The organism is Amycolatopsis keratiniphila, assembly GCF_000400635.2.
In the GTDB taxonomy this organism is placed as follows: Bacteria; Actinomycetota; Actinomycetes; order Mycobacteriales; family Pseudonocardiaceae; genus Amycolatopsis; species Amycolatopsis keratiniphila.
The window spans coordinates 2,294,874-2,308,118 of sequence record NC_021252.1; the positions used below are offsets into that span (position 1 = coordinate 2,294,874).

At 66.9% G+C, this 13,245-nt stretch carries 9 protein-coding genes and 1 pseudogene; 5 read left to right on the forward strand and 5 right to left on the reverse strand.

What is annotated here, in order from left to right:
- Positions 1-31: 31 nt before the first annotated feature.
- From AORI_RS51700 to AORI_RS51710, 3 genes are read left to right on the forward strand one after another with little or no spacing between them, the layout of a single operon-like run.
- Positions 32-1,525: a flavin-containing monooxygenase gene (locus AORI_RS51700; RefSeq protein ID WP_016332523.1), complete on the forward strand. Its 1,494-nt coding sequence runs from the start codon at positions 32-34 to the stop codon at positions 1,523-1,525.
- Positions 1,522-2,421, forward strand: a complete 900-nt coding sequence (locus AORI_RS51705) for an alpha/beta fold hydrolase (protein WP_016332524.1) — start codon at positions 1,522-1,524, stop codon at positions 2,419-2,421. The genes AORI_RS51700 and AORI_RS51705 overlap by 4 nt, the downstream gene beginning before the upstream one ends.
- A complete protein-coding gene (locus AORI_RS51710) occupies positions 2,418-3,266 on the forward strand; it encodes an SDR family NAD(P)-dependent oxidoreductase (RefSeq protein ID WP_016332525.1) in 849 nt (282 codons plus the stop codon). Before AORI_RS51705 ends, AORI_RS51710 begins: the two co-directional genes overlap by 4 nt.
- Here the strand turns inward: AORI_RS51710 and AORI_RS51715 are convergent.
- From AORI_RS51715 to AORI_RS84555, 3 genes and pseudogenes are all read right to left on the reverse strand, one after another.
- Positions 3,263-3,907: a TetR/AcrR family transcriptional regulator gene (locus tag AORI_RS51715; RefSeq protein WP_123798349.1), complete on the reverse strand. Its 645-nt coding sequence runs from the start codon at positions 3,905-3,907 to the stop codon at positions 3,263-3,265. The genes AORI_RS51710 and AORI_RS51715 overlap by 4 nt on opposite strands.
- Positions 3,908-3,994: 87 nt before the next feature.
- Positions 3,995-4,747 (reverse strand): lipase family protein, encoded by a 753-nt coding sequence (locus AORI_RS84550; protein WP_016332527.1) that lies wholly within the window; start codon positions 4,745-4,747, stop codon positions 3,995-3,997.
- A gap of 70 nt (positions 4,748-4,817) precedes the next feature.
- Positions 4,818-4,874: pseudogene (locus tag AORI_RS84555) on the reverse strand (hypothetical protein); the annotation flags it as partial.
- Positions 4,875-5,716: 842 nt separating this feature from the next.
- Here AORI_RS84555 and AORI_RS84750 point away from each other — a divergent pair.
- Positions 5,717-5,965 (forward strand): helix-turn-helix domain-containing protein, encoded by a 249-nt coding sequence (locus AORI_RS84750; RefSeq protein WP_420806986.1) that lies wholly within the window; start codon positions 5,717-5,719, stop codon positions 5,963-5,965.
- A 323-nt stretch (positions 5,966-6,288) separates the two neighbouring features.
- Here the strand turns inward: AORI_RS84750 and AORI_RS51730 are convergent, their stop codons facing one another.
- A complete protein-coding gene (locus tag AORI_RS51730; protein WP_016332529.1) occupies positions 6,289-9,126 on the reverse strand; it encodes an ATP-binding protein in 2,838 nt (945 codons plus the stop codon).
- A 399-nt stretch (positions 9,127-9,525) separates the two neighbouring features.
- Here AORI_RS51730 and AORI_RS51735 point away from each other — a divergent pair, with 399 nt between their 5' ends.
- Positions 9,526-10,743, forward strand: coding sequence for a hypothetical protein (locus AORI_RS51735; RefSeq protein WP_016332530.1), 1,218 nt, complete (start codon positions 9,526-9,528; stop codon positions 10,741-10,743).
- A gap of 325 nt (positions 10,744-11,068) precedes the next feature.
- On the opposite strand, the gene AORI_RS51740 is transcribed toward AORI_RS51735, so the two are convergent.
- Positions 11,069-13,072 (reverse strand): tetratricopeptide repeat protein, encoded by a 2,004-nt coding sequence (locus tag AORI_RS51740; protein ID WP_016332531.1) that lies wholly within the window; start codon positions 13,070-13,072, stop codon positions 11,069-11,071.
- Positions 13,073-13,245 lie beyond the last annotated feature (173 nt).

Genomic DNA, 13,245 nt, shown 5'->3' on the forward strand with positions numbered 1-13,245 from the left:
GGAGAGAACCGAGACGAGGCTGGAGTACCGCATGACGACGAGCACACCCGTCGAGCACCTCGACGTGGTCATCATCGGTGCCGGGATTTCCGGGATCGGGGCCGCGCGCTACCTGAAGACCGAGAACCCGGGCAAGACGTTCGCCATCCTGGAGGCCCGCGGCACGTCCGGCGGCACCTGGGACCTGTTCCGCTACCCGGGCATCCGCTCCGACTCCGACCTCCACACCTTCGGCTACGAGTTCAAGCCGTGGCGGGACAAGCAGTCGATCGCCGACGCGCCCCGGATCCTGTCGTACCTGCGCGAGACGATCACCGAGAACGGCATCGAGCCCAGCATCCGCTATCACCACAAGCTGCTCTCGGCCGCCTGGTCGAGTGACGAGGCGCGCTGGCTGCTGGAGATCGAGCGGACCGACACCGGCGAGCGCACCCGCCTCAGCGCGGGCTGGCTGTTCAACGCGGGCGGCTACTACCGCTACGACGAGGGATTCACCCCGCGTTTCGAGGGCCGTGACCGCTTCGCCGGCACGATCGTGCATCCGCAGCACTGGCCGGAGGACCTCGACTACGCGGGCAAACGCGTCGTCGTGATCGGCAGCGGCGCCACCGCGGTCACCCTGGTCCCGGCGATGGCGGGCACCGCGGCGCACGTGACGATGCTGCAGCGCACCCCGACCTACGTGATGCCGGTGCCGCGCGAGGACAAGATCGCGAACGGCCTGCGCAAGATCCTCGGCGACGAGCGGGCGTACGCGCTCACCCGCCGCAAGAACATCCGCAAGGGGCTCGCGGTCTGGCAGTTCTGCCAGAAGTTCCCGAAGACCGCCCGCGGGCTCATCCGGTACGTCAACAAGAAGCAGCTTCCCAAGGACTATCCGGTCGACGAGCACTTCAACCCGCCGTACGACCCGTGGGACCAGCGGCTGTGCGCCGTGCCCGGCGGCGACCTGTTCGCCGCGATCCGCAAGGGGCAGGCGGACGTCGTCACCGACAAGATCGCGACCTTCACCGAGAAGGGCATCCGGCTCGAATCCGGGCGCGAGCTGGAGGCGGACATCATCGTCACCGCCACCGGCCTGAACCTGCAGGTGTTCGGCGGGGCGAAGCTCAGCGTCGACGGTAAACCGGTGATCCTGCCGGAAACCGTCGCGTACAAGGGAATGATGCTCTCCGACGTGCCGAACGCCGCGTTCGCGATCGGCTACACGAACTCGTCGTGGACGCTCAAGATCGGCCTGCTGTGCGAGCACTTCTGCCGTCTGCTGACCCATATGGACACCCATGGCTACGACGTCTGCCGCCCCGTCCTCGCCGACCCGGACATGCCGACGAAGCCGTTCCTGGACTTCGCCGCCGGATACGTGCAGCGCGCGCTCGACCAGCTCCCCCGGCAGGGTGACCGCATGCCGTGGCTGACGTCGATGAGCTACCACTCGGACATCAAACTGCTGCGCGCGGAGGACATCACCGATCCCGAGCTGCACTTCTCCCGCGCCAAGGTCCGTGAGGCGGTGGGCTCGTGACCGACAGCTTCGCCGACCTGCCCGGCGGCCCGCGGCTCTGCTACCGCGAGGACGGCCCGGCCGACGGGGTGCCGCTGGTGCTGATCGCCGGTCTCGGCCTGGACCTCACGTCGTGGCCGCGGGAGATGATCGACGGTTTCACCCGCCGCGGCTTCCGGGTCGTCCGGTTCGACAACCGCGACGCGGGCTGTTCGGATCGCATCAAGGCACCGAACCCGGGCAAACTCCGGCAACTGCTGGCCAAACCGCTGCCCGGCGCGTACGACCTGGGCGACATGGCGGCGGACACCGTCGGCCTGCTGGACCATCTGGGCATCGAGAAGACGCATCTGGTCGGCATGTCGATGGGCGGCATGATCGCCCAGACCGTCGCCGCCCGGAACCCGGGTCGCGTCCTGTCGCTGACGTCGATCTTCTCCACCACCGGGCATCGCCGCGTCGGCCAGCCGGCGAAGTCGACGCTGGTGCGTATGGCGAGGCGGCCCGCCCAGACGATCGAGGAGTCCGTGGCCGGGCACCTGTCGCTGATGGGCCACCTCGGTTCGGCCTCTTTCCCGCTGGACAAGGACGTCGAAACGGCCTGGGCCGAGGGATTGTGGGAACGCGCCGGGGGACGGCGCGCCCGCAGCGGCATCGCCCGCCAGATCGGCGCGATCCAGGCCAGCGGCGACCGCACCGCCGAACTCGGCCGCATCACCTGCCCGACGGTCGTGGTCCACGGCGACACCGACCGCATGGTCCACCACAGCGGCGGCCGCGCGACCGCCAAGGCCATCAAGGGTTCCCGCTACGTCGAAATCCCCGGCATGGGGCACCACATCGCCCCGGAGCTGGTGGAGCGGCTCGTCGGGCTCACCGCCGAAGTGGCCCTCGACCCGGCAGGAGAAACCCGATGAGCGGCGTTCGCGGCAAGGTCGCCGTCGTCACCGGAGCCGGTTCCGGCATCGGCCGTCAGCTGGCCCTCGAACTCGCGCGGCGCGGAGCCCGGCTCGCGGTGTCCGATGTGGACGAAAATGGGCTGGCCGAGACCGTCGCCGAGGTCAAGGCCCTCGGCGCGGAAGTGCAGGGCGCCACGCTGGACGTCAGCGACCGGGAGGCCGTGCGGGAGTACGCGACCACCGTCGCCGGGCAATTCGGTGTGGTGCACCAGATCTACAACAACGCGGGGATCGCCGGCGGCGGGCAGACCGTGCTAGACGCCGACTGGGAGCTGTACGACCGCACGCTCGCGGTGAACCTCTTCGGCGTCATCAACGGCACCAAGGCCTTCCTGCCGCATCTGATCGACTCCGGCGACGGCCAGGTCGTGAACATCTCCAGCCTCAACGGTTTCCTGGCCCAGCCGACGCTCAGCGCCTACTGTGCCAGCAAGTTCGGCGTCCGCGGGTTCACCGAGGCGCTGCGCACGGAGATGATCGCGGGCAGGCATCCGGTGCGGGTCACGGTCGTCCACCCGGGTGGTGTCAAGACCGGAATCGCCTCGGCGGCGTTGAAGGAAGCCGAAGCCCGCGGCATCGAGCCGACCGCCGAACAGCGGGAACGCGTCCGCGTGTACAACGAAAAGCTGCTGAAGATGCCGGCGGATCAGGCCGCCCGCATCATCCTCGATGGCGTCGAAGCGGGGAAACCGCGTGTGCTCGTCGGAAACGACGCGAAACTCGTCGACCGGCTCGTCCGGCTGCTCCCGCGGCGGTATCCGAAACTGATCGTCGACTTCGAACGCCGGCGCCTCGCCCGCTAGCCCTCGACGCTGCGGTGCCCGAACAGGCCGAGCAGCCAGGTGTAGCGGACGGCTTCGCGTGCCTGCCCGTAGGCCTCGGGAGTGCCGATCCAGATGGCCTGCGTGATCAGCTCGATGGTGGCGGCGACGACGGTCCGCGCGGTGAACGGCGGCGGCGACGGCAGCGCGGGATCGGTGGCGCGCAGCCATTCCGCCGTCCGGTCGAAGACGGCTTCCCCGGCACGCAAGGTCTTCTCGCGTGCTTCGAGCCCCGCGTCGCCGAGCGCGTAGATCTCCAGCAGCGCGGCGCGGACGGCGGTAGGGCGCCGGTGCACGTAGTCGACGAGGAAATCGCAGCAAGCGGCAACGGCGTCCAGTGGGGTGGCGGCCTTGGCGCCCGCGGCGACACCCTGGCCGATGAACTCGGTGGTGATCTCGCGGTAGGCGGCGAGGAACGCGTCCTGTTTGCCGGTGAACTGTTCGTAGAACGAGGTCCGTGACACGCCCGCCGTGGCGGTGATGTGGCCGACCGTGGTGGCGACGTAGCCGCGTTTGCCGGTGTTCTCCAGAACCGCGTCGATCAGCCGGGCCCGCTGGGTTCCGGCGACCTCGTCGCGGCTGAGGTTGTGCGGCCCCTTCGGCAGCTTGCGGTGCTCGGTCACGTGCGGCACCGTACCGGTCCCCGAAATCCGTGAAGGCCTCCTTCCCCACTCTCAGAGTAGGGAAGGAGGCCTTCACGGACCGAGCGGTCAGCTGACCGGCACCTCCGGGGCGAGGGAGTTGCCGGGCGCGATCTTCCCGCAGCTGGACGGCGCGGCCTTGCCCGCGAACCGGTCGTTGAGCCAGCCGATGGCCTGCGGAGCCCAGGCGACGGCCGCCCCGACGTGGCTCAGCAGGTTGTACTGGTCGTACTTGATCGACTTGTTGCCGGTGTCGCAGTACTGCCGGGCGAGCGAGCGCACGTCACCGGCGACCATCACGCCGTCCCCGGTCCCGATCCCCGGCGGATTGCCGAAAGTGCCCTCCACGACACCGTTGTTGCCCTGCGCGATGTAGCCGGGCACGGTGGGCGTCGGCGCGGAGCCGAGGTTGATCTTGTTCACGGCCTCGACGTACGGCAGCACCTTGTTCGGATTCGTGTACTCGGGCTTGACGAATTTCTCCCACGTGAGCCCGGGATAACGGCCGAGCGCGTCGACGATCGACGCCTTCTCCATGTCCTTGAGCACCTGGAGCCCGTACGAATTCGCGTACGGCTTGAGGTCGATGCCGAACGACCGCGAGACCCCGATGAGTGCCATCGGGATGACCCCGGTCCACGCGACACTGCCGTTGACGTATTTGAGATTGTGCGACGGCTTGACGAGCACTCCGCCTTCGGTGAAACCGACGAGGTTCTTGTTGACCTCGGGCGCGTAATCCGGCGCGAGCGCGGCCGCCCAGCCGGTCGCGATGGCCCCGCCCGAATAGCCGATGAGCCCGAACCGGGTCTTGTCGTTCATTTCCCGTCCCCGGCGACCTCGTCGCGGCGCGGATGGAATCGAGCGTGTTCGTCCCGTATTCCGGCCCGGCGGCGAAGTTCGCCTTCTGGCCTTCGGTGTCGGGGATGACGACGTTGTAGCCCAGCAACAGGGCGGGCGCGATGAACAGCGACTCCGCGTTGGCGATCAGCCCGCCGAGCGAGACGTCGCCGGCGATCGCCCTCGACGGGCCGTGCTCGGGATTGAGTGAATCGTAGAACGATTGGTACGAAACGGCTTTGGTGCTGTCGCCGGTCAGGCTGCGCAGCACCGAGGTGACGTTGGCGGACGGCTTCCCCTGCGCGTCGGTGGACCGGTAGAGCAACTGGGTCACCTTGAGCGGCGTGGAAATGCCGAGGACGTGGTAATCGAGCGTCCTGGTCTTCAGCACGGTGCCGGGGCTGTACGAAGACAACGGTTCGCTGCCGTCGTAGCTGTAGAACGGGTCGGTGGCGGGGGCGGCGGAGGCGGCGGGCGCGGCGGCGAAACCGACGATGAGGGCGATCGCGACGGCCAGCAGGCGAGCGGGCTTTCGGGTCATGACTCCCCTTTGAATCATGAAGTGGATCACGTTTTGGATTCCCGGAACCTACCAGCCGGTAACCGATGGTGTACATAGGCGTACATGATTTCTTGTCACGCCCTTGATGCCCGGTGTGCGTGGGCGCACCCGGTCGGTCCCCTGGTGGTCTCAGAGTGATCGATGCCTGAAGTGGTACCGGAGCGGGTTCCGGCGCGTGGGGGATTTACCCGAATAAACCTGGATTTTTGGGCGCGCAGGTACGACCGTGGAAGGGCTGGTCGGCTCAAGAGTGGGGTGGTGGCCTTGAGATGACAGGCGCGGACGGCTCCGACGCCTGTGGCGGGAGAGACGAGCTCGGGATCGATGCCGAGCTGGTGAGCGCGTACGAAGGCGGCGCCACCATTACTGAACTCGCTGCCCGTTTCGGAATGACCTACTACAAAACGCGTACTGCTCTTCTCTCGGCCGGAGTGGTGTTGAGGCAGGCGGGGCCGGCTGGGGCGCCGGCCCCGCCCGGCTTGGTCCAGGCTTACCTGGCAGGGGCGAGTATTCAGGATTTGGCGACGAGATTCCGGTTGAGCTTCGGCGTCGCCAGGCGAATGCTGTTGCAGAGCGGGGTGACGCTCAGGCCCCAAGGTGGTGTCCCGAAGGGGGACACGACCGGTCGTTCCACATGATTGTTCGGGCTGCCGCTATGGCGCTCCCATCGACTGATCAGTAAGGGCGCCACCAATCGCCGATCACCAGCGCGAGCGCGGTGGCGGACAGCATGAACATGGTGAACGACCTGGAGTGTGACAGCTTTTTCAACGTGCTCCTCAGGCAATAGGTGGGGAACGTCCAGGGAGTCAATAAACCCTGATGGACGCGCTGAGGACGATAGGGCCGCTGGTGAGCAGACGTCAATGCTCTAGTCGCGCGCTCGCGCTCTGTTGCCGGGCAGCAACGCGGAGAGCAGCAAAGATCCGGCCGACGGACAAGTGCGGAAGTGCAAGATTCACTACCTGGAGTGAATCTTCCCGGCGCGTCGGGGTGGTGGAAGCATGGCGACAGTGTCCTCGTCGCCGGTCCGTGTCGCCGGGATCTCCGGCTCGCGGCTGGCCAGTTCGGCGATCAGCGGTGCGAGCTCGGCCGCTTTGGTGTGCCGTCCTCTGTCTTGGTAGAGCCCTGCTGCTTCTTCGAGAAGCTCGCGGGCTTCGGAAACATTGCCGTGATCAGCGAGGATGCGACCAAGGGTGGCCCTCGCGCGGGCCAAGCCCGTGGCGTTGTGACTGCGGAGGGCGAGGCCGATCGCGTGGTCGGCGTACCGCATCGCTTCTCCGTCCCTGCGTCTCGCGTGTGCTAGCTCAGCCAGGACTGTGTACAGCTTCATGGTCGCCGGAAGATGATGAATCTCGTCGGCCAGGACCAGAGCTTTGTCGCATTGGTGTTCGGCCTCGCCGAAGCGGCCCATCCGCGTAAGGGCGATCGCCATCGCCGAGTGCACGGACAACTGCGCCGAAGCGTCTCCCGTTTCCTGGTTCATCCGCAAGGCGTGACGGTAGTGCTCCAACGCTTCCTGATGCTCGCCCGCCGCTTCCAAAGCGTCGCCGAGCCTGTATTCGGTGACTCCGAGGTGGCCGGGATGTCGCACCACGAGCGCCAACTCAAGGCATTCACGATAGCGCGCGACGGCTTCGGTCGTGCGGCCGGCGTGGTGGTGCTGCCGTGCCCGGTTGAGCAGAATGGTGAGCCTGCCGAATTCGTAGCCATGTGTCTGCACCAATTCGTACGCGCTCGTCAGGTAATGATCCGCTTCGCGGTCGTTGCCGATGATCATGTGGATCTGTCCGAGATCGTTCAGTGTGGCTGCCTCAGCGACCCGGTCACCCGTTGCCGCCGCGGATCTCGCGGCGATCGCCAGGCCGTTCACGATGTCGTCGTAAAACCCGTACCGGTCGTAGATGTCGGTGGTGACGTGGGGTATGCGCCATGCGTACTCGTGCAGCCCGTACCGATGGGCGTCTTCGACGAGAGCGTTGAGGTTCGTTCTCTCTTGAAGACACCACTGGCGCGCCTTCGCGGGTGACGCGAAGGCGAGGGGAGCGCAACCAGGCTCGATAGGGATCATCGGCGGCCGTGGTTTGTGCGGGTACACCGTCGCATGTGCGTTGAAGGCAGTGTGCAGGTAGAACGACAACAGTCGCCTTCGCGGACCGTCGTCGCCACACTCGCGGCTGGCGAGGGTCGCCGCGTAGCGGTGCAGGATGTCGTGCATGCGATATCGGTCCAGATCGCCGGGATGCTGAATCAGGTGTGCGGCGAACAGCGCATCCAGCGACCTGCGTGCGGTAGGGACGCTGATCGCCCCTGCCGCGGCGAGTGCCGCGGGACTCACCTCCGTGCCGGGATGCAGGCCGAGCAGGCGGAACATGCGCTGCTCTGCCTCTTCGAGAGCGTTGTAGGACCATGAGTAAGCGGACTGCAGGTGGATTCCTGCACCGTCTCCGTCGTCACCGATCGTCAGAAGGGTCTCCGCGTCCTTCAGTTGATCGGCGAGTGTGCGCAGGCGCAATCCGCCACGGCTGGCCGCGCGGTCGGCCACGATGCTCAGAGCGAGTGGAATGCAGTCGCACGACCGAGCGAGTGCCTCGAGGACATCGGGTTCGTGCTGTCCGCGGGTACGCATGCGGTGCGCCAGCAGTTCGCACGACTCGGCGGGTGACAACGGTTCGAGCGCGACAGAGGGGACGTTGTGCAGGGCTGTCAGTGGGGTCATGCGTCGACGGGATGTGAGGATCACCGTGCACGGAGTCAGCACGTCCAGCAGGGGCTGGACATGGGCGAAGTTTTCCACGTTGTCGAGGACGACGAGCGCGGGTCTCAGGGAAAGGATCGAGGCCAGTTTCGACATCCGTCCGGCTGGGCTGACGATCCGGTCGACGGGGAAGTCGAACGCCGAAAGCAGGGCATCGACGACGTCGGTGGCTTCCAGGCGCGGTGTCTGACTGAATCCGTGGAGGTCGAGCATGATCACGCCGTTGGTGAACCGCTCCGCGGCACGGTGGGCCCAGTGTCCGGTGGTCGTCGTCTTGCCGACACCGGGCGGTCCGGTCACGCAGACGATCGTCGCCAGCGGGGCCCCGGCGGAGTCGGTGGTCAAGGAGTCGAGTTTCGTCAGGATGTCCTCGCGGCCCACGAAACGATCGATGTCGCGTGGCAGTCGCCGCGGCGGGACGACGCTTTCCTCGACTTTCTCCGGCTTTCTGTCTATTGTTCCCGTGGTGATCCGGAGAGATTTCGGAATCGTCTCCGTGAGTTCGCGATGGAACTCGCGCAGCTCGTCGGCTGCCTGCTCATCGCCCTCGACGCGAAACGCTCGATACCTTCTCAGGTAGATCGCGTTGATTTCCCCGTGGCGGCCTGCGGATTTCAACGCCCGCAGACGGAGCTTGGCGAAGCTCAGTTCGTCGGGATGGTCGCGATCGAGTTCGTCCAGCCGGTGAAGCGCGGCGACCGATTGCCCGGTAGCGATCAGTTCGTCGAGCAGGAAAGCGTTCGCGGGTATCCAATCCGAGTTGACGAACGACGTGCGCCAGTCTTCCGCGGGGCGGGTGGTGAGATCGGCCAGTGGATGCTCCCTCCACAGTCCCACGGCCGCCGCCGCGGCCTCGCACGCGCGCAGGTGTTCGTCACTGTCCCCGAATGACCTCGCCTCCTTCATCGTCTTGCGGAAGGCGACGTAGTCGATCAACGACGGGTCGACGTCGAGGGTGTAGCGGCCGTTCGCCGTGACCAGTGTCGCCGGTGCACGCGTCTCCCGGAAAAGGTGGCGAAGACGGGTGACATATTGGTACATCGTAGCCCGCGGGTCACGTGGACGTTGTTCTTGCTCGTCCCAAACCCATTCGACTACGTTTTCGATGGAAAGACGTCTTCCGGGACGTGTTAACAGGGCTGCAAGGATGCCCTGTTCGCGTGGTCGCCCCCAATTCACGACCAAATTCCCGTGCATTCGCACTGTAGTCTGCCCGAGAACTCCGAAGGCAACTTCCATGGCAGCCCCCTTCCCTTCGGCAGTGTCGCTGCCGCCCCTCGCCTCGCCCACTAGTTTCACATTCTTTTTCGTTTCGAACCAGCGTGGCCAGGGTGGACCGCACGAGTGGTGATCCATTGTCAGGTGTGTCAACCGCCGCACGAAAGGTTGATGTCAGGTGGACCGGCCACTCTCGCTCTCACATTCGACGGACGAGAGGGGATGCTCGTGAACGGGGAGATGTGGATCCGGGGTCCGATCGGGACGGGTGCGGAGGCGAGGGTGACGCTGGCGGGGTGTCGGACGGCACTCGTCATCGTGCCGACTCTGACCGCGGGCACGCGGCTGCTGGACATCGTCCCGCTGCTCGAATCGGATCACCGGGTGCAGGTGGTGTTCACGGTTCCGCACACCACGGACCAATGGCCGGGGGTGGAGGAATTCGTCCGGGCCCGGCACGGGCTGCTCATGCCGTGGGCGCAGGCCGTCCACCACACGTTCGACCTCGTCCTGGCGGCCAGCCATCGCCATCTCGAACAGATCCGGGGTCCGGTCCTGCTGGTCGGGCACGGAGCGGGGACGATGAAGTCGTATCTGTACAGCCGTAAGGCGGAGACACCGGCGCTGCCCGCCACGGGCCTCGACCGTGAACTCCTGACTTACCGCGGCCGGATCCTTCCCTCGGCTCTGGCGCTGGCCACCGAGGAGGAGAGGGAGGCGCTCGGGTCGCTGTGCCCGGAAGCGCTGCCCGTCGCCGTCGTGGCGGGCGACATCTGCCTGGACCGGATGATCGACGGCGGCCGGTTCCGCGAACACTACCGGCGGGCGCTCGGAGTGAAGCCGCGTCGGCGGTTGGTGACGATCAGCTCGACGTGGTCGACCGACTCGGTTTTCGGCCGGGTCCCGGGTCTCTGCAAGGCGATTCTCGACGCTCTGCCGGCGACCCGCTATTCGGTCGCGGCGGTGCTGCACCCCAACGTATGGACTGTCCACGGACGGAGACAGGTGACGGCTTGGCTCTCCGACTGCGTCGAGGCCGGCCTGCGGCTGATCCCGCCGGATCACGGCTGGCAGGCGACCATGGTCGCGTCGGACTGGGTGATCGGTGACCACGGCTCGACCACTGCGTACGCTGCCGCCATCGGATGCCCGGTCACCATGGCCGCCGAGCCGGGCGACCGGCTGCGCCCCGGAAGCATCGCCGATCTCGTCAGGGAGGCCGCTCCGACCCTGGAGGCGGGGCCATTACCCGCACAGGAGGAGGCGGCGATCCGGCGTCGAGAGCGCCTTTCTGCGGTCATCGGGGCTGCGATCAGCTCCAGGCCGGGCCAAGCGGCCGGCATCTTGCGGTCGGCCATGTACCGCCTCTTGGGACTGCCGGAGCCGGAGTGCCCGCCGATGGTCCCGCCGCTGCCCGTTCCTCTGCCGGTCGAGGAGTGACGTCATGGGAATCGTGTACGCCGTCCACGGCCTCGTGCCGGGAGTGGCCCGCCTTCATCTGCGAATCGCCGATCGCGACGGCGATATCCTCGCCGTCGCTGTCGACCGTGCGCCGCGTGCGTGGGTGACGGCGGGGGACATGTTGCTCCTGCGAGACGGGCAAACAGCCGGCCAGGCCCGGTTGGCAGCCGAGGCGGCGTTGAGCGGATACCCCGGCGCGACCGCCGTGATCGCGGTCCATCCGCACGGCTGCGTCATCGCCACCCGGACGGGAACGACGGTGATGACGGCGAAACCGCGCCGACGCGATCAGGGGGATTGGAGTTCACGGCTGAGGTCCGTCTCCGGGTGCACTGGCGTTGGCATGACCCAGCTCGCCGTAGAGAACCTGAGCCTCGGCGAGGTGGCCAGTGCCTTCCTTCTCTCGACCGCATTGAAGTTCGATACGGCCGAGAGCGGTCAGGATTTCGGCGGTGTAGTAGGGGGAATCAAGGGTTCGCATCGTCCGTAGCGACTCGGCCAGCCTGACGATCGCGTCCTCGGCACGACCTTCGTCGGCTTGGATACCGGCGAGCGCCATGACGGATCGAGCGTGCTGGGCGGCATCGCCCAGTTCGGCCATCACGGTCGCCGCGGCGGTCAGCTCGATCATGGCTTCGCTGTGTCGGCCGAGTTTGGCGAGCACCTCACCCTGCCGGCGGCGGCACAACGCGACCCCTCGGGGAATTCCCAGCCCCTCTTGGAGATCGGCGGCCTGGCGGTAGAAGTCGAGGGCGCCTTCGAGATCACCTCGCCCTCGCGCGGATCTGCCCAGCTGGGAGAGTGCCGTCGCCTGGGTCGGCCCGTGATTCTCCTGCCGTCCCAAGCGAAGTGCGATCATGTTCTCGTCGGCCGCCTTGTCGTACCAGCCGAGCTTGGCATAGGCGTAGCCGAGTTGGGATCTGAGCCGCGCCTGGATCAAGGGCAGGTTCGCACGCGTCGCGGCCAGTACGCCACGCTCGTTCATCGCGATCCACGGCCGATAATCCCGGTGATGCAGGAAGAAACCCCACGATCCTTCACAGAACTGCCACACGATGTCATCCCAGTCGTGATCGGCCGCCTCGCTGAACACGGCGCGGATCACAGATTGGTGCTCACGCCACCAGGCGAGACCGTCGGCGCGCTCGACGAAGTCCTTCGACCGTCGCGCGCGAGTGGCGTACCGGGTCCGATGCGGATGGATCGCCTCGTCCGCGGCCAGCACCCGGTCGAGATACCAGCCGGCGAACGACCGGCCCAGTCGTTCCCGCTCCTCGAACGACAAGGCGGTGGATGCGCGGGTACGCGCATCACTGTGCAGCACCATGTGCTGGACGAATCGGTCTTCGCCGGTTTCGGTCAGAAGATTCGCCTCGATCAATTCGTCGACATCGTCCTCGACGGAACCGGCCGGACGACCCAACGCGGTGGCCAAGGGCTCTATGGACACGAAAGGCCCAGGGTGCACTCCGCACGCCAGGTAGACCCCAGCCGCGCTCTGCGGTAGCCCTTCGTACACGACTTCGAAGATCGCGTTCAAGGAAAGCGCCTTATCTGCGGACCTGCCGCCCGTTGACGTCCACCGCCCATAGGCGGCAGCCTCACGAGCGAGCGTTCGCCGCGGCCGGGTTCTCAGACGGGCCGCCGCCACCGAGAGAGCGAGCGGGAGCCCGCCGCACGACGTCACTATTTCAGCGGCGGCGGGAGGATCGGCTTGGATGCGTTCGGTTCCGGCGTACCGCTCGAACAGCGCCCGTGCCTGGGTATCGGTGAGCGGCGGGAGGTCGACGAACTGCGCCCCGTCGATACCCAGGTCGGTCAGCCGCCACCGGCTGGTGACGAGGACGACCGTCGCCTGGCCCGCGGGCAGGAGCGGGCGGACCTGCGCGACGGACGCGGCGTCGTCGAGCAGCATCGCCATCCGCCGCGCGGCGGTGACCGTGCGGAACGCCGCCGCGCGCTGGTCGAGGCTCATCGGGATCTCCGCGGGCGAAGTCCCGAGCGCCGTGAGGAATCCGTGCAGGACTTCTCCGGGATCTTCCGGTGGATGCTCGCGGGCTCCGCCGAGGTCGCTGTACAGGATGCCGTGGGGGAACTCGTCCGCCTGGCGCTCGAGCCAATCGAGGGCCAGTGAGGATTTGCCGACTCCGCCCACTCCGCTCACGACCACCAACCGGCGTCCGGCGCCTTCCCGCCAGAGCCGGTCGAGTTCGGCGGTGAACCGCTCCCGTGCCTCGAACACAGCCGGTGCGGCGGGGATCTGCCAAGGCCGGTCCGCGGGGACTCCGAGACCGGCCGGGGCGGTCATCGTCCGACCCCACCGCTCTTCCAGGCTGCTTCCGGCTGATGCGAGAGCTGTCCCACGTAGTCCATGCGGTGTCCCCCCGTTTGGTCTCCGACTGTCCAGTGTCTCCAATGATGGGGTTGCACGCGATGAATTGTGGGTCAATTAATACACGAACAGACGAATTTGCACGTGCG

Coding starts and splice junctions, on each gene's coding strand:
- AORI_RS51700 (WP_016332523.1), top strand. CDS start 32: ATGACGACGAGCACACCCGTCGAGCACCTCGACGTGGTCATCATCGGT.
- AORI_RS51710 (WP_016332525.1), top strand. CDS start 2,418: ATGAGCGGCGTTCGCGGCAAGGTCGCCGTCGTCACCGGAGCCGGTTCC.
- AORI_RS84550 (WP_016332527.1), bottom strand. CDS start 4,747: ATGAACGACAAGACCCGGTTCGGGCTCATCGGCTATTCGGGCGGGGCC.
- AORI_RS84750 (WP_420806986.1), top strand. CDS start 5,717: ATGACCTACTACAAAACGCGTACTGCTCTTCTCTCGGCCGGAGTGGTG.
- AORI_RS51730 (WP_016332529.1), bottom strand. CDS start 9,126: ATGTACCAATATGTCACCCGTCTTCGCCACCTTTTCCGGGAGACGCGT.
- AORI_RS51735 (WP_016332530.1), top strand. CDS start 9,526: ATGCTCGTGAACGGGGAGATGTGGATCCGGGGTCCGATCGGGACGGGT.
- AORI_RS51740 (WP_016332531.1), bottom strand. CDS start 13,072: ATGACCGCCCCGGCCGGTCTCGGAGTCCCCGCGGACCGGCCTTGGCAG.